The sequence below is a fragment of the Agrobacterium larrymoorei genome (genome assembly GCF_030819275.1).
Classification (GTDB): domain Bacteria; phylum Pseudomonadota; class Alphaproteobacteria; order Rhizobiales; family Rhizobiaceae; genus Agrobacterium; species Agrobacterium larrymoorei_B.
Map to the genome: position 1 here is coordinate 2,137,212 of NZ_JAUTBL010000002.1, position 15,950 is coordinate 2,153,161.

Genomic DNA, 15,950 nt, shown 5'->3' on the forward strand with positions numbered 1-15,950 from the left:
GAAACCGGAACAAAGACGAAGGCAGTGCATGAAAGACGCAATCAGCTTCATCCTGAATAATGAGACGATCACTTTGTCGGACTTCGCGCCGACGGAAACACTGCTCGATTATCTAAGGCTGCGCAAACGACTGACAGGGACAAAGGAAGGCTGCGCCGAAGGCGATTGCGGCGCCTGCACCGTGCTTGTCGGTCGCCTCTTGGAAGGATCGTTGCGTTACGAAAGCGTCAATGCCTGCATCCGTTTCCTCGGCTCGCTGCATGGCACCCATATCGTCACGGTCGAGCATCTGGCCAGCAAGGATGGCACGCTTCACCCGGTTCAGCAGGCCATGGTCGATTTCCATGGGTCGCAATGCGGCTTCTGCACGCCGGGCTTCGTCATGTCGCTTTACGGCCTCTGGCTGTCCAGCGACAAGCCCTCCCGCGCAGACATCGAAAAGGCGCTGCAAGGCAATCTCTGTCGGTGCACCGGCTATGAGCCCATCGTCAAGGCCGCCGAAAGCGTGACCGCTGCCCGGCCGAGCACGCTTTTCGACCCGATCGAAAGCGACCGCGCCACCATCATGTCGCACCTCTGGGGCATTCAGCAGAATGACACGATCACCGTCACCAAGGACGGCCATCGCACCATCATTCCGGGCAACCTCACCGAGCTTGCGACTGCCTATGCCGCAGAACCGAAGGCAACCATCGTGGCCGGTTCGACCGATGTGGGCCTCTGGGTCACCAAGCAGATGCGCGAGCTCAAGACCGTCATCTTCATCAATCACCTCAGCGAACTGCAATCGATCTCCATTGCCGACGGTACGATGTCGATCGGCGCTGGCGTGACCTATGCACAGGCCTTCAACACACTTGCAGATCACATCCCGGCTTTCGGACGGCTGATCGATCGCCTCGGCGGCCAGCAGGTGCGCAACATGGGAACGATTGGCGGCAACATCGCCAATGGCTCGCCGATCGGCGATACGCCGCCGCTGCTCATCGCGCTCGGTGCGACGCTCACGCTGCGCTCCACCTCCGGCAGTCGCTCGATTCCGCTCGAAACCTTCTTCATCGAATATGGCAAGCAGGACCGGCTTCCCGGCGAATTCGTCGAGAAGATCGACGTGCCGCTCCCCGCGACCGACAGCCATTTCGCCATCTACAAGATTTCCAAGCGGCGTGACGAGGATATCTCGGCACTCTGTGCCGCCTATCATCTGACCCTTGGCGAGGATGGCATGGTGCAGGATATCCGCATCGCCTTTGGCGGCATGGCCGGCACGCCGAAGCGGGCGAAAGCTCTGGAAGAGGCACTCAAGGGCAAGCCCTGGACGCAAGACACCATCGATGCCGCGCGTGACACGATCGACGCGGATTTCCAGCCGCTGACCGACTGGCGCGCCACCGCACAGTATCGGCAACTAACGGCAAAGAACCTGCTGACCCGTTTCTTCCTGGAGACATCGGGCACGCCGCAGGAAATCAAGCGCTTCGCGCTTGAGGAGGTCTGACACATGGACACCACCACATTCGAACGCGCCAAGAACGACGTCGATGGCAAGATGCACGGATCGCTTCGCCATGATTCAGCGCATAAGCATGTCACTGGAAGTGCCGAATATATCGACGACATTCCAGAACCGGCAGGACTGATCCATGGCGCGCTCGGTCTCTCGGACCGCGCGCACGCCGAGATCCTGTCCATGGACCTCTCCGAGGTCGAAGCCACCCCCGGCGTCGTCTGGGTGATGACCGGCAAGGACGTGCCGGGCGAAAACGATGTCTCCTCCGGTGGGCGCCATGACGAGCCCTTGCTTGCGGAAACACTGGTGCAGTTCCACGGCCAGCCGATCTTCGCCGTCTTCGCCGAGACCCGCGATATTGCCCGCCATGCGGCGCGCAAGGCCAAGGTCACCTACAAGGATCTGCCGCACTTTACCGATATCGACGCCTCGCTCGAAAATGGCGAACCGCTCGTCACCCCCGGCATGGTGTTGCAACGAGGTGATGCGGAAGTCGAGATGGATGTCGCGCCGCGTCGCCTGACCGGCACGATGCGCATCGGCGGACAGGAACACTTCTATCTCGAAGGCCATATCGCCATGGCGGTGCCCGGCGAGGATGACGAAGTGACGGTGTGGAGTTCCACGCAGCACCCCAGCGAAATTCAGCACATCGTCAGCCACATTCTGCAGGTGCCCTCCAATGCCGTTACCGTACAGGTGCGCCGCATGGGCGGCGGCTTCGGCGGCAAGGAAACGCAGGGCAATCAGTTTGCAGCACTTTGCGCCATCGCAGCCAAGAAGCTGAAGCGTGCCGTGAAAATCCGTCCGGACCGCGACGAAGACATGGTCGCCACCGGCAAGCGTCACGATTTCCGCGTCGATTACGAACTGGGCTTCGATGAGGAGGGTCGCATTCACGCCGTGGATGCGACTTACGCCGCCCGTTGCGGCTTCTCGTCCGATCTCTCCGGCCCCGTCACCGACCGCGCGCTGTTTCATGCGGATTCGAGCTACTTCTATCCGCACGTCAAGCTTGCCTCCAAGCCGCTGAAAACCCACACGGTGTCCAACACCGCCTTCCGTGGCTTCGGCGGCCCGCAGGGCATGCTGGGTGCCGAGCGCTTCATCGAGGAAATCGCCTATGCGGTCGGCAAGGACCCGCTCGATATCCGCAAGCTGAACTTCTATGGCGAGACCGGCTCCGGCCGCACCACCACGCCCTATCATCAGGAAGTGGAAGACAACATCATTGCCCGCGTGGTGGAGGAACTGGAGACCTCCAGCGATTACCGCGCGCGCCGTGAGGCGATCGTCGCGTTCAATCGCACCAGCCCGGTCTTGCGCAAGGGCATCGCACTGACACCGGTGAAGTTCGGCATATCCTTCACCATGACCGCCTTCAACCAGGCGGGTGCCCTGGTGCATGTCTATAATGACGGCTCCATCCACCTGAACCATGGCGGCACGGAAATGGGCCAGGGCCTTTACACCAAGGTCGCGCAGGTCATTGCCGATACGTTCCAGGTCGATATCAGCCGGGTGAAGATCACCGCCACCACGACGGGCAAGGTGCCGAATACTTCGGCGACTGCCGCCTCCTCCGGTACCGATCTCAACGGCATGGCAGCGCTGGATGCAGCCCGACAGATCAAGGAACGGCTGATCAAATTCGCCGCTGAGAAGTGGAATGTCACGGAACAGGATATCGCCTTCCTGCCAAACCGCATTCGCATCGGCGCAGAAGAAATCGCCTTCAATGATCTTGTCCGTCAGGCCTATTTCGCCCGCGTCCAACTGTCTGCCGCAGGCTTCTACAAGACGCCCAAAATCCATTGGGACCGCGCCGCCGGACGCGGCACGCCCTTCTATTACTATGCCTATGGCGCATCCTGTTCCGAAGTCACCATCGATACGCTGACCGGCGAATATATGATGGAGCGCACCGATATTCTCCACGACGTCGGCAAGTCGCTGAACCCGGCCATCGATATCGGCCAGATCGAAGGCGGCTTCGTCCAGGGCATGGGCTGGCTGACGACGGAAGAGCTCTGGTGGGATGGCAAGGGACGGCTGCGCACCCACGCCCCCTCCACCTACAAGATCCCGCTCGCCTCCGACCGCCCGAAGATCTTCAACGTCAAGCTGGCGGAATGGTCCGAAAACGCCGAGCCCACGATCGGCCGCTCCAAGGCCGTCGGCGAACCGCCATTCATGCTCGCCAATTCGGTGCTGGAAGCGCTCTCCATGGCGGTTGCCTCGGTTGCCGATTACAAGGTCTGCCCACGTCTCGACGCCCCGGCAACGCCGGAGCGCGTGCTGATGGCGGTGGAGCGGTTGAAGAAGGTGTGAGGCGAGAGCCGTGTCCCAAACACTGACGGCCTTCCTGGTTGAGGCACCCGCCATCCTCGTGGAGATCGAAGCAGTCAAGGGCTCGTCCCCACGCGAGGCTGGCACCTTCATGCTCGTATCGCCCACCCGCATCTGGGAGACGATCGGCGGCGGACAGTTCGAATATATGGCGATCGATCATGCCCGCGCCATGCTGGATGGCAAGACGGAGATCGACGTTCTGGACATTCCGCTCGGCCCGGAAATCGGCCAATGCTGCGGTGGGCGCACATTGTTGCGCTTTACCAGGGTGACTGACGCGGTCGCGGATGCGCTGACCAAACGAATGCAAGACGCGGAGGATCAGCAACCCGCCGTCTTCATCTTCGGCGCCGGCCATGTCGGCAAGGCGCTGGCAAACAGCCTGTCGCTTCTGCCAATGTCCATCTCGGTTATCGAGACCCGCCGCGAGGAATTGGTGGGTCTTCCCAGCGAAGTTTCGACGCATCTGACAGCCATGCCGGAAGCGATGGTGAAGGACATCCCCGCAGGCGGCGCGGCAATCATCGTCACCCATGATCACGCGCTGGATTTCCTGATCGCCAAGGAAGCTTTAGCAAGGGACGACCTCGCCTATGTCGGCATGATCGGATCGAAGACCAAGCGCGCCACCTTCGCCAGCTGGTTCGCCCGCGAGGGGCATGTCGGCGCGCTTGACAAGCTGGTGCTGCCCATCGGCGGAACGCTGGTCAAAGACAAGCGCCCCGCGATCATAGCGGCCTTGGTGACGTCCGAAGTGCTGGAGGCGATCCAGCGATATTCAGCTTTCAGAACCACATCAAAAACAGAATTGTAATCTAAAGATTACAATTCTTGACACCCTAGTCTTCCAGCATTATGATCAAAATCCTTAAAACAGATACGTTTTCGGACTGGTTCACATCTCTAAGAGACGAGAGAGCACAAGCACGGATCCAGGTGCGGATCGATCGCCTTTCTCTTGGTCTATTGGGTGACGTGAAGTTCTTCGATGGTATCGGTGAATTGCGTATCGACTACGGCCCTGGTTATCGGGTCTACTTCACGCGAAAGGGGAATGAGATTGTTCTTCTTCTTAGCGGCGGCGATAAGGGCTCTCAACGGCGGGATATCGAACGCGCCTTGATCATGGCTAAGGACATTTGAGATATGACGGAAATCAGTACTTGGGATCCCGTTGATTATCTGAATAGCGACGAAGCGATCATTGCTTACCTTGAGGCCTCGTTTGAAGATGGCGATCCAAAAATCATCGCGGTCGCTCTAGGCAATATCGCCAGAGCCAAGGGAATGAGCCAGATCGCCAAAGAAGCGGGGATTACCCGCGAAGCCCTCTATAAGTCGCTGAGCGAGAAGGGCGATCCCAAACTTTCCACCCTCATAGGTGTGATGAAGGCGCTTGGCCTGCGCCTCTCCGTGACCTCTGACGAAGAGGCTGCGTGAGCATCGAGCTAACGCATGGCCCAATGAAAAGTGTTGAGCGGTTTTGCGATAACGACATGCGATAAAGCAAGGGCCTAAAGCGTCTGAGCGAATCTGAAAGGTCGCGACACGCTTTGGATGATCATCATAGCGGCCTTGGTGACGTCCGAAGTGCTTCACGCAATTCATCGCTTTGCTGCACGGGCTCCGGCCCAATCCGGTTCCGCCCCTCGATGAAGCCGAGATCCCGCTTCAGATGGTCGCTCAACTCGTCATCGTGAAGCGTGTCCGACGGCTTATATCCTTCGCCGAACCAATCTGTGTTCCATAGCCACGCGAATATGCGCAGCCAGGCGTTTAACGCCATGGCACCCATTGCTGTGTCTCCTCAGATGTTTTGATGCTGTGAGGAGAATTTGCTTGATTTTATCGCTGATAGCCAATGAAACGTCAGAGGGTATAGATGAAGAGAGCTTATCCATGAAGATGTCGAGAAACGTCCCATTAAACGCGCTGCGCGTGTTCGAAAGTGCGGCACGGCATTTGAGCTTCACCAAGGCGGGCGACGAGCTTGGCATGACGCAGACAGCCGTGAGCTACCAGATCAAGCTCTTGGAGGACTATGTGGGCGCCACGCTCTTCGTGCGCCGCCCGCGGCAGGTCACGCTCACTTCGGCGGCGGAGAAGCTGGCGCGGCAGACCTCCGAAGCTCTGACCATGCTGGAAACAGCCGTTGCCGATACTCGCAAAAGCGTCTCCGACGTGCTGACGATCTCCGCCACGCCGACCTTTGCTCAGCAATGGCTCGCACGGCGGCTCGGCAGTTTTCAGGAGGCCAATCCAAAGACAGCCGTTCACCTCGCTCTCAGCAACGAGATCGTCGATCTCCTGCGCGAAAACATCGACCTAGGCATTCGCTGGGGCAAGGGAGAATGGCCGGGCCTGATCGGCCACCGCATCATGCGCCTGGATTTTGCCCCTCTGCTCAGCCCGCTCTTGGCTGAGAAGATCGGCGGCCTGAAAGAACCCGCCGATCTGTTGAAGCTCACCATCATCAGCCCGCAGGACCGGTGGTGGAAGCATTGGTTCCGCGAAGCCGGCGTGCCGGAAACAGACCTCGATAGCCGCACCGGCAGCAGCTTTGGCTTTCAGTATCTCGAAGCCGCATCCGCCATGGCAGGGCATGGCGTCGCCATCGTCAACCCCGCCCATTTTACCGAGGACATCGCCGCGGGACGACTGATTCAGCCCTTCGACCTCGTGTGCAATGACGGGCATGATTACTGGCTGGTCTATCCGGAAAGCCGTCGCAATGTGCCGAAGATCAAAATCTTCAGGGATTGGATCCTGTCGGAATTCGCAGACGCCGTTTGAGGGACGGGACGACTTGCTTAAACGGCGCGACATTCCTGCGTAAAACACCGCATTGCCTCTTCCATCGCACAGCGATTTTTCGCATTGTGCGATACAAAGACAGGGGAATAGAATGTACGAATACGCCATTGCGTGGGAATGGATGGCCTTTGCCGTCCGCTGGCTGCACGTGATCACCGCCATTGCCTGGATCGGCTCTTCCTTCTACTTCATCGCGCTCGATCTCGGGCTGGTCAAACGCCCGAACATGCCACCCGGCGCCTATGGCGAGGAGTGGCAGGTCCATGGTGGCGGCTTCTATCACATCCAGAAATATCTGGTCGCGCCTGCGCAGATGCCGGAACATCTCACTTGGTTCAAATGGGAAAGCTACGCCACCTGGCTGTCCGGCTTTGCCATGCTCTGTATCGTCTATTATGGCGGTGCCGACCTCTTCCTCATCGATCATTCGGTGCTGGAGCTAACGCAGTTGCAGGCAATCGGCCTGTCGCTCGCCTCGCTTGCCGTCGGCTGGCTGTTTTACGATTTCCTCTGCAAATCTCCGCTTGGCAACAATACCTGGGGCCTGATGGTCGTGCTCTATGTGGCGCTGGTCGCCATGGCCTGGGGCTATACGCAGGTCTTTACCGGCCGCGCCGCCTTCCTGCATCTTGGTGCTTTTACCGCCACCATCATGTCGGCCAACGTCTTCTTCATCATCATCCCCAATCAGAAGATCGTCGTGGCCGACCTGATCGCCGGTCGTACGCCGGACCCGAAATATGGCCGCATCGCCAAGCAGCGCTCGCTTCACAACAACTATCTGACGCTGCCCGTCATCTTCTTCATGCTGTCGAACCATTACCCATTGGCCTTTGCCACCAAGTTCAACTGGGTCATCGCAGCGCTCGTCTTCCTCATGGGCGTCACCATCCGCCACTGGTTCAACACCACCCATGCCCGCAAGGGTAAACCCACATGGACGTGGCTCGTCACGGCCATCATCTTCATCGTCATCATGTGGCTCTCAACTGTGCCGAAAGTGCTGACGGGCGAGCAAGAAGCCGCTGCTGCAAAGCTATCGCCCGCCCAGCAGATCTTTCTGACAGACGCGCATTTCGCCAGCGCTCGTGACGTGGTGCAGGGTCGCTGTTCCATGTGCCATGCCGCCGAGCCTGTTTGGGAGGGCGTTCCCTTCACGCCGAAAGCGGTGAAGCTCGAGACCGACGCACAAATCGCGGCCCATGCGCGGGAAATCTATTTACAGGCAGGCCGCTCTCATGCCATGCCGCCCGGCAACATCACGGCGATTACGCCACAGGAACGCAAGGTGCTGACCGCCTGGTATGAAAGCGCCGTTTCCGAAGGAAAAACGGAATGACAATGCTGCTGCTGCGCGGACGCCTCTTGAGCTTCAAGCGCGCACCCCTCTCCATCGACGACACCGCAAGCTATCTGTACATCGAGGATGGCGGATTGCTGGTCTCGGATGGGAAGATCGCAGCGATCGGCGACTATGCCGATATTCGCGCCCAAGCACCGGAAGATGTTGCTGAAAAGGATCACCGCCCTCACCTCCTCGTGCCGGGCCTCATCGACATGCACCTGCATTTTCCGCAGATGCAGGTCATCGGCTCCTATGCCGCCAACCTGTTGGAATGGCTGAACACCTATACGTTCCCGGAAGAATGCCGCTTCGTCGAAAGCGCCCATGCTCAGCGCATCGCCACACATTTCTACGATGAGCTGATCCGCCACGGCACCACCACTGCGGTCGCCTATTGCTCGGTCCACAAGACCTCCGCGGATGCGTTCTTTGCCGAAGCCATGAAGCGCAACATGCTGATGGTCGGCGGCAAGGTGATGATGGACCGCAACGCACCGCAAGGGCTCCTGGACACGCCGGAGCTCGGCTATGACGAGACGCGCCAGGTGATTGCCGACTGGCATGGCAAGGGCCGCAACCACGTGGCCATCACCCCCCGCTTTGCCATAACGTCGACACCGAAGCAGATGGAAGCCGCCCAGGCACTCGCGCAGGAGTTTCCCGATCTCTTCATCCAAACGCATCTCTCGGAAAATCTCGACGAGATCAAGTATACGTGCGAGCTATACCCTGAAGCGATCGACTATACGGACATTTATGTGCGTTACGGTCTGATGGGGAAGAAGACGCTACTCGGCCATGCCATTCATCTGTCCGATCGAGAAGCAGACGTGCTGTCGGAGACGGGTGCAGTCGCCGTCCATTGCCCGACCTCCAACCTGTTTATCGGCTCCGGTCTTTTCCCGATGAAGAAGCTGCAACGGCGTGAGAAGCCGGTGCGCATTGCAGTTGCGACCGATATCGGGGGCGGCTCCAGCTACTCCATGCTGCGCACGATGGATGAGGCCTACAAGATCCAGCAATTGCTCGGAGAGCGGCTGAACCCGCTGGAAAGCTGGTATCTGATGACGCGCGGCAACGCCGAAGCCTTGTCGATGGTGGATCGGATCGGCACGCTCGATGCCGGAACCGATGCAGACATCACCGTCCTCAACGCCTCATCCACACCCGCCATGGCGCTGAAGATGGAAGTGGTCACATCGTTGACGGAAGAACTGTTCCTGATGCTGACGATGGGTGACGACAGGACCGTTGTAGAAACCTATGTGGCGGGTTCAGCAGCGAAGACTGCCTGAAACCGGATTGCAATCCTCCAAATGCGCTTCAGGTCCGTGCTTCTGCGAAGCGCGAGCGCCCACGCTGCTGGGAACCTTTGACTCCCCCCTTGAGCAATCAATATTCAATATTACTTATATGCTGAAAGCAATATTACTCAAGTGTTACAATACTTAATTATATTTAAACTATAATAGTCTTACCTAACAGCAGACAAGTAATGGTTGCCATGACGGCATGTGCCCTTTGTCATGTGTAAAGTCGCTCCGCCTAAATCCCTGCAGTGGCACCGGTTTCCGGTTCCAAAAGTGCTGCCCCTGCGTTGTAAAGGCATTTTTGACCGAAACGGAATATCTATGTCATTTCTGAAGAATGCCAGCATTCGCACCAAAATACTGGCTCTTGTCCTGCCTCTTTGTGCTGTCGGACTGAGCGCGACCGTGTTCATGGCCTGGAGTTACAATAGCGCAGATGCGTCTTACTCCGAATTCGTGAAGAACGATAATGCCGGAGCAATCGCAATGGCGCGCGCAAACCGTAACCTCAGCGCAGTTGCCTATGCGGCTTATCAAACCATGGTCTATGATGCTCCCGATCCACGTCTGCAAACCGCCCTTGATCTCTACGGGGAAAACAAGGCGCGGCTCTTCAAATGGCTTCAGCTTGCCAGTGATAATCTGCCCTCGGAGCGGGCTGCGCTGAATTCCTTCAGCGATCGCGCAAGAGAGATGCTCGCCTTCACAGATGAAGCCGTCAGGCTTGGCGAAGATGGGAAGAACGATCTGGCGCAGGCCCAATTGAGCAAGGCGGATGGGTTGCTCGTCCCTCTTTCGGCAGACGCCACGAAGTTTCTGGATTCGGAAATGAATGAGGTCGCGACCAAGAGCGACGCTCTCAGTGCTCAGACGGACGCCACCATTTTCTGGTCTCTCACCCTTTCCGGACTGGCTTTCGCCATCGGCATCATCGCATCGCTCGTCGTCGCCGCCAAAGGCATTACCGCACCGATTGCGAACCTGCGCGAGCGCATGATTTCGCTGGCTGATGGCGAAACACAGGCTGCCGTGGAGGGCCAGGATCGCCGCGACGAAGTCGGTCAAATGGCAAAAGCCGTCTCTGTCTTCAGGGAAAACGCGCTCGACAAGCAGCGCATCGAAAACGAGGCAGCCGCCAATCTCAACCTGACGGAAAAGGAGCGAGCCGAGCGTGAGGCACAGAAGGCGAGAGACGCAGCAGATATTCAATTTGCCGTTGATCAACTGGCAACCGCGCTGAACAAGCTGGCAGCAGGCGACGTCGCCTACCGGATCGACACGCCGTTCGTGTCGCATCTCGATACGCTGCGCACCAACTTCAACAGCTCTGTCGGCAATCTGAACGAGACGTTGCGTGCCGTGGGACAGAACGCCCTTGGCATCGATGCCAGCGCCAATGAAATCCGCTCTGCGGCGGACGACCTCTCCAAGCGCACCGAGCAACAGGCAGCATCCGTTGAAGAAACGGCCGCCGCCTTGGAGGAAATCACCACGACGGTCAAGGATTCCAGCAGACGTGCGGAAGAAGTCGGCAAGCTGGTAAACAAGGCGCGTCACGGTGCGGAAAGATCCGGCGATGTCGTCCGCAAGGCCGTCACCGCCATGCAGGAGATCGAACGCTCGTCGGGAGAGATCACCAACATCATTACCGTGATCGACGAGATCGCATTCCAGACGAACCTACTGGCCCTGAATGCAGGCGTCGAGGCAGCACGCGCTGGCGAGGCCGGCAAGGGCTTCGCCGTCGTGGCCCAGGAGGTGCGTGAGTTGGCGCAGCGTTCTGCAAAGGCTGCAAAGGAGATCAAGGAGCTTATCACCAACTCGGGCACGCATGTCCGCTCAGGCGTCGATCTCGTTGACGAAACCGGTCGCGCGCTTGAGGTCATCGTCGGTGAAGTTCAGGAGATCAACCGTCACGTCAATGCGATTGTCGAATCCTCGCGCGAACAGTCGACCGGTCTCCAGGAGATCAACACGGCCGTCAACTCGATGGATCAGGGAACGCAGCAGAATGCGGCGATGGTGGAACAGTCCACCGCCGCTAGCCATAGCCTTGCCAAGGAAGCCGTATCGCTCAATCAACTGTTGTCCCGCTTCAATATCGGCGAAACAGATGGATGGAGCCGCAATGCAGCAGCACCGGTGACAAGCACCCCCAAAGCCGCCACCAGCGCCTCCAGGCCTGCCGCCTCCCCTGCACATGCCCTTGGCCGCAAGATCGCCAGCGCGTTTGGCGGCGGCGCTGCTGCCGTGGTAACAACCGCTGCTTCCGCCAGCTGGGAAGAGTTTTAAGACAAACGTCTCCCGCGAAACAGATGCGAACAGGCGGCCTTGAGCCGCCTGTTCTGCTTTTGCCACCGTCGTTTTTCTTGACCGACTCTCTATCGAGCGAGGTGACGCCTAGCGCGTAAAACACGGAGTCTATTCAATGCGTAAGAAATCCCTAATTTACACCAAAAGGAACTCGTGCAGCGAAGCCACTTCAATGAAGGATCCTCGCATGTCAGTACGGACAGATTCGAATGACACCACTTGCCAATCAGTATCGCGCCTATATTGCCTGCCTGAACGATCAAAGATGGGACGATCTCGGGACATTCGTTGCCTCCAATGTCACGCATAACGGCCGTCGTTTCGGCCTCGATGGTTATAGGAGGATGTTGATCAACGACTTCGAGACGATCCCGGATCTTTCCTTCAAAATCGGGATCCTGGCCTGCGACCCGCCTTACATCGCGGCAAGATTGGAATTCGACTGCTCCCCAAAATCCATGTTCCTTGGACTTCAGATCAACGGACGCCGCATTTCATTCGCCGAAAACGTCTTCTACGCGTTCCACGATCTGCGGATCGTCTCTGTCTGGTCCGTGATCGACAAGACTGCAATTGAGGCCCAATTGGGCCATTGATCCGCCGCGCTATGCTCAAGGAAGACGCGCGATCACCTTGATCTCGAAGTCGAAACCGGCAAGCCAATTTACGCCGACGGCAGTCCAGTTCGGATAGGGTGCCTGCGGAAACATCCTGTCCTTGACCGCGAGCACCGCCTCGAATTGCTGTTCCGGGTCGGTGTGAAACGTCGTCACGTCAATAATGTCATCGAGTGTGCCGCCGGCCGCTTGCAACATCGCCTGTAGGTTTTTGAAAGCAAGCTCAACCTGTTTTCCGAATTCAGGCTCGGGCGATCCATCCTCACGCGCGCCCACCTGTCCGGAGATGAACAGAAGGTCGCCTGATCGGATGGCGGCGGAATAGCGGTGCATTTCGTAAAGGGCCTGACGGCGGGCCGGGAAAATTGCTTCGGACTTTGCCATTTGCTTCTCCTTGTTGACAGCGCCGAGATCCTTCGCCTCGGCTGTTGGAGAGATAGCAACGACACATAGATGCGATTAGACATTGAAGTTGGGATGTGCCCATGCAAAATTCCCATCAATCATGCGTCCATCCCTAACCGAACTTACCGCCTTCATGGCTGTTGCCACCCATCGCAGCTTTCGGCGTGCGGCAGACGAGCTTGGAACGGCGCCGTCCACATTGAGCCACACGGTGCGTGCGCTCGAAGAGCGTCTTGGCGTCCGGCTTCTGAACCGAACGACGCGTAGCGTTTCGCCCACGGAAGCAGGCCTGTCGCTGCTCAACCGGCTGCACAATGTAATGAATTCGTTGGATGAGGCGCTCGATGCAACTGCTGCCTTTCGCGGCAACGTGGCGGGGCGTGTCAGGATCAACGCGCCACGTGTCACCATCGCCTATCTCGTGCGGGAAATCCTGCCGCTGATGACGGAGCGGTATCCGAATGTGGAGGTCGATCTCGTAGCCGAAGGCCGTCTCATCGACATCGTTTCCGCCGGCTTCGATGCCGGTGTTCGATCGATGGAGGCTATCCCGAAGGACATGATCGCCGTCCCCTTCGGCAGGCCTGTGCACTTTCTCTGCGTGGCCTCACCCGCCTATCTCGAGAGAACCGGAGAACCGCTGACGCCACACGATCTCGCTCAACATCGCTGCATCGGCCACCGCCTTCCAAGTGGTAGGCTTTACAAATGGGAGTTCGAGCGCTCTGGTCAGGAACTCACCGTGGATACGGGCGGAACCGTGGTGCTGGATGACGAGGATCTGATGGTAGAGGCTGCCGCCAGTGATCTGGGGATTGCCTATGTCGTCAGCTGGATTGCCGAACCCGCCATCGCCTCCGGCCAGTTAAAACCGGTGCTGACATCCTGGATGCATTCGCCTGAGAGAATGGCGCTTTATTATCCCGGCCATCGATCGGTTCCGCCACCGCTGCGCGCCTTTATCGACATCGTCAAAACCGCGCCCGACGTGTGAGCATCCCCGCACGCGACGAATTTTGGGAGCACTCCGCCAAGACGAAGGGATAACGGGTGGCGATATTACCCGCTTGTCCTGTTGCTTTGGAGCCAATACCGCCTCAGCTGAGGCGCAGGGAATACGGATCGACAGCGCCGCTGCCGGGACCTGATGCGATCTTGGCCCTGCCGTCGTAGCGACGTTTCAACAGCCTGGAATATTCAAAAACCGCGCGAGGGGTCCACACCCCACCGGCTACACGCATGTTACCGAAGTCGGTCATCATCGCAGCCAGATCGTAGCCGGTACCCACGTCCAGCAGGCTCTTGACCGCCCAGGCGCAATTTTTTCTCAGAAGAAAATAGCCCGGCTTCTTGGCGAGCATATTGGCCCAGGCACGTTTCATCGCCGCTTCGTTGAGACCGGAAATACTGACACTGGCGGTCGGCGGTTTTCCCTCTCCGTTAGGTCCGATGTCTTGCTCATAGGTGTAAGGACCGACGGGATCCTTGAGAAAGGCGCCTTCAGCGCGCGTGTTCGGCCACCAACTGACATAGGTTTCTAGGCCCTTGGATTGTCCGACGCCGATCTTCATGCTGATGTGTCCAACATTTCCCCTAGAGGCTTCCGGTGCCCAGAAGAATACGGTAATCATGCTAATCCTCCAAAATACGCCACGCAAAATGCGTCAAAATTCTCGTGGAAATAGTGGGTTTATTGCCGATGGCAGAAAATGGCACGTAGAAGGCGATTTTAAGGCGAGCTATTACAACTCACCGGCGATCAGTTAAAAACGACGCTAGCGACTGAGCGCACGCGTGAGCTTCGTTTTGTCGCACGGCACAGATGATCGTCGCCACATTTCGATATTGCACCTTAGTATTTCATGGTATGCAGTCAGCATTCAGATTTGAAGGTTTTATCCATGAGCAAAATCCTGACCATCGCGGACCTGAAGAAGCAGGCGCAACGCCGCGTGCCGAAAATGTTCTTCGACTATGCCGATAGCGGCGCATGGACCGAGAGCACATATCGCGCCAATGAGGATGATTTTCAGAAGATAAAGCTGCGCCAGCGCGTGCTGGTGGACATGACCAATCGTTCGCTGGAAACGGAAATGATTGGCGAGAAGGTGTCGATGCCCGTCGCGCTTTCTCCAACGGGCCTCACCGGCATGCAGCATGCCGATGGTGAGATGCTGGCGGCGAAAGCCGCCGAAGAGTTCGGCGTCCCTTTCACGCTCTCGACCATGAGCATCTGCTCGATCGAGGATGTCGCCTCCGTCACCTCGCGGCCCTTCTGGTTCCAGCTATACGTGATGAAGGACCGCGACTTCATCAACAATCTGATCGACCGCGCCAAGGCCGCAAAGTGCTCGGCGCTGGTGCTGACGCTCGATCTGCAAATCCTCGGCCAGCGCCACAAGGATCTGCGCAACGGCCTTTCGGCCCCGCCGAAATTCACGCCGAAGCATATCTGGCAGATGGCAACGCGGCCGAAATGGTGCCTCGACATGCTGCAGACCAAGCGTCGCAGCTTCGGCAACATTGTCGGCCACGCCAAGAACGTTTCCGATCTCTCCTCCCTCTCCTCCTGGACGGCGGAGCAGTTCGACCCGCGCCTCTCCTGGAAGGATGTCGAGTGGATCAAGGAACGCTGGGGCGGCAAGCTGATCCTCAAGGGCATTCTCGATGAGGAAGATGCCCGCGCTGCGGCGGACACGGGGGCGGATGCCATCATCGTTTCCAACCATGGCGGTCGCCAATTGGACGGTGCCCTCTCCTCCATCGCCATGCTGCCGAAGATTGTCGATGCCGTCGGCGACCGGATCGAAGTGCATATGGATGGGGGCATCCGTTCCGGTCAGGACGTGCTGAAAGCCGTCGCGCTCGGCGCCAAGGGCACCTATATCGGTCGCCCTTTCCTCTACGGTCTCGGCGCCAACGGAAAGCTCGGCGTGACCACCGCGCTTGAGATCATCCGCAAGGAAATGGACATCACCATGGCGCTTTGCGGCAAGCGCCTGATCACCGATATCGATCGCAGCATCCTCGTTCAGAACGCCTGATTGCAGGATAGCCGGCCCACCCCACGCTAATGCGGCTCTCACAATGATGTGAGGGCGGCCTGCTCCCATATACACTCAGAAGCGATCTGCCCAAGGGTTGATTGGCCCGTGCAGGCTTTTGCCACAGACAAGCTTGCGACTTGCCGATTGCGTCCAGAACCCCGCTAAAGGCGCGTCTATAGCAGCATTTACGATCAGTCTTGCGCTTCAACACCGTGCTTTATTGTGCGCTCCGAAGCA

At 58.3% G+C, this 15,950-nt stretch carries 15 protein-coding genes; 12 read left to right on the forward strand and 3 right to left on the reverse strand.

Going from position 1 to position 15,950, the window contains the following annotated elements; genetic code table 11:
* The first annotated feature begins 28 nt into the window (after window positions 1-28).
* From xdhA to QE408_RS18955, 5 genes are read left to right on the forward strand one after another with little or no spacing between them, the layout of a single operon-like run.
* The gene (xdhA, locus tag QE408_RS18935) at window positions 29-1,498 is read left to right on the forward strand and encodes a xanthine dehydrogenase small subunit (protein WP_306933839.1); all 1,470 of its coding nucleotides are present in this window, start codon (window positions 29-31) and stop codon (window positions 1,496-1,498) included.
* Window positions 1,499-1,501: 3 nt separating this feature from the next.
* Complete coding sequence (gene xdhB, locus QE408_RS18940) at window positions 1,502-3,841, forward strand: xanthine dehydrogenase molybdopterin binding subunit (protein ID WP_306933840.1); 2,340 nt, start codon at window positions 1,502-1,504, stop codon at window positions 3,839-3,841.
* 10 nt (window positions 3,842-3,851) lie between these two features.
* A complete protein-coding gene (gene xdhC / locus QE408_RS18945) occupies window positions 3,852-4,676 on the forward strand; it encodes a xanthine dehydrogenase accessory protein XdhC (protein ID WP_306933841.1) in 825 nt (274 codons plus the stop codon).
* Between the two features lie 41 nt (window positions 4,677-4,717).
* The gene (locus tag QE408_RS18950) at window positions 4,718-5,005 is read left to right on the forward strand and encodes a type II toxin-antitoxin system RelE/ParE family toxin (protein ID WP_306933842.1); all 288 of its coding nucleotides are present in this window, start codon (window positions 4,718-4,720) and stop codon (window positions 5,003-5,005) included.
* 3 nt (window positions 5,006-5,008) lie between these two features.
* On the forward strand, window positions 5,009-5,302 hold the full coding sequence (locus QE408_RS18955; protein ID WP_306933844.1) for an addiction module antidote protein: 294 nt from the start codon (window positions 5,009-5,011) through the stop codon (window positions 5,300-5,302).
* 124 nt (window positions 5,303-5,426) lie between these two features.
* On the opposite strand, the gene QE408_RS18960 is transcribed toward QE408_RS18955, so the two are convergent.
* The gene (locus QE408_RS18960; protein ID WP_306933845.1) at window positions 5,427-5,657 is read right to left on the reverse strand and encodes a hypothetical protein; all 231 of its coding nucleotides are present in this window, start codon (window positions 5,655-5,657) and stop codon (window positions 5,427-5,429) included.
* Between the two features lie 104 nt (window positions 5,658-5,761).
* Here QE408_RS18960 and QE408_RS18965 point away from each other — a divergent pair, with 104 nt between their 5' ends.
* The 5 genes from QE408_RS18965 (at window position 5,762) to QE408_RS18985 (ending at window position 12,240) form a co-directional block, all read left to right on the forward strand.
* On the forward strand, window positions 5,762-6,655 hold the full coding sequence (locus QE408_RS18965) for a LysR substrate-binding domain-containing protein (protein ID WP_306933847.1): 894 nt from the start codon (window positions 5,762-5,764) through the stop codon (window positions 6,653-6,655).
* A 112-nt stretch (window positions 6,656-6,767) separates the two neighbouring features.
* Complete coding sequence (gene puuD, locus QE408_RS18970; RefSeq protein WP_306933849.1) at window positions 6,768-8,015, forward strand: urate hydroxylase PuuD; 1,248 nt, start codon at window positions 6,768-6,770, stop codon at window positions 8,013-8,015.
* A complete protein-coding gene (guaD, locus tag QE408_RS18975) occupies window positions 8,012-9,316 on the forward strand; it encodes a guanine deaminase (RefSeq protein ID WP_306933850.1) in 1,305 nt (434 codons plus the stop codon). Before puuD ends, guaD begins: the two co-directional genes overlap by 4 nt.
* A gap of 336 nt (window positions 9,317-9,652) precedes the next feature.
* A complete protein-coding gene (locus QE408_RS18980; protein WP_306933851.1) occupies window positions 9,653-11,623 on the forward strand; it encodes a methyl-accepting chemotaxis protein in 1,971 nt (656 codons plus the stop codon).
* Window positions 11,624-11,853: 230 nt separating this feature from the next.
* Entirely contained in the window at window positions 11,854-12,240 is a 387-nt protein-coding gene (locus QE408_RS18985; protein ID WP_306933852.1) for an ester cyclase, read from the forward strand.
* 15 nt (window positions 12,241-12,255) lie between these two features.
* On the opposite strand, the gene QE408_RS18990 is transcribed toward QE408_RS18985, so the two are convergent.
* Window positions 12,256-12,645, reverse strand: a complete 390-nt coding sequence (locus QE408_RS18990; RefSeq protein WP_306933854.1) for a RidA family protein — start codon at window positions 12,643-12,645, stop codon at window positions 12,256-12,258.
* Window positions 12,646-12,766: 121 nt separating this feature from the next.
* Between QE408_RS18990 and QE408_RS18995 the strand changes: the two genes are divergently transcribed.
* On the forward strand, window positions 12,767-13,660 hold the full coding sequence (locus QE408_RS18995; RefSeq protein WP_373465567.1) for a LysR family transcriptional regulator: 894 nt from the start codon (window positions 12,767-12,769) through the stop codon (window positions 13,658-13,660).
* 103 nt (window positions 13,661-13,763) lie between these two features.
* Here QE408_RS18995 and QE408_RS19000 read toward each other — a convergent pair whose 3' ends face one another.
* Window positions 13,764-14,237 carry a hypothetical protein gene (locus QE408_RS19000; protein ID WP_306933856.1) on the reverse strand — a complete coding sequence of 158 codons (474 nt, stop codon included), beginning with the start codon at window positions 14,235-14,237 and terminating at the stop codon, window positions 13,764-13,766.
* Window positions 14,238-14,567: 330 nt separating this feature from the next.
* Between QE408_RS19000 and QE408_RS19005 the strand changes: the two genes are divergently transcribed.
* Window positions 14,568-15,710, forward strand: coding sequence for an alpha-hydroxy acid oxidase (locus QE408_RS19005; RefSeq protein ID WP_306933859.1), 1,143 nt, complete (start codon window positions 14,568-14,570; stop codon window positions 15,708-15,710).
* Window positions 15,711-15,950: the final 240 nt, after the last annotated feature.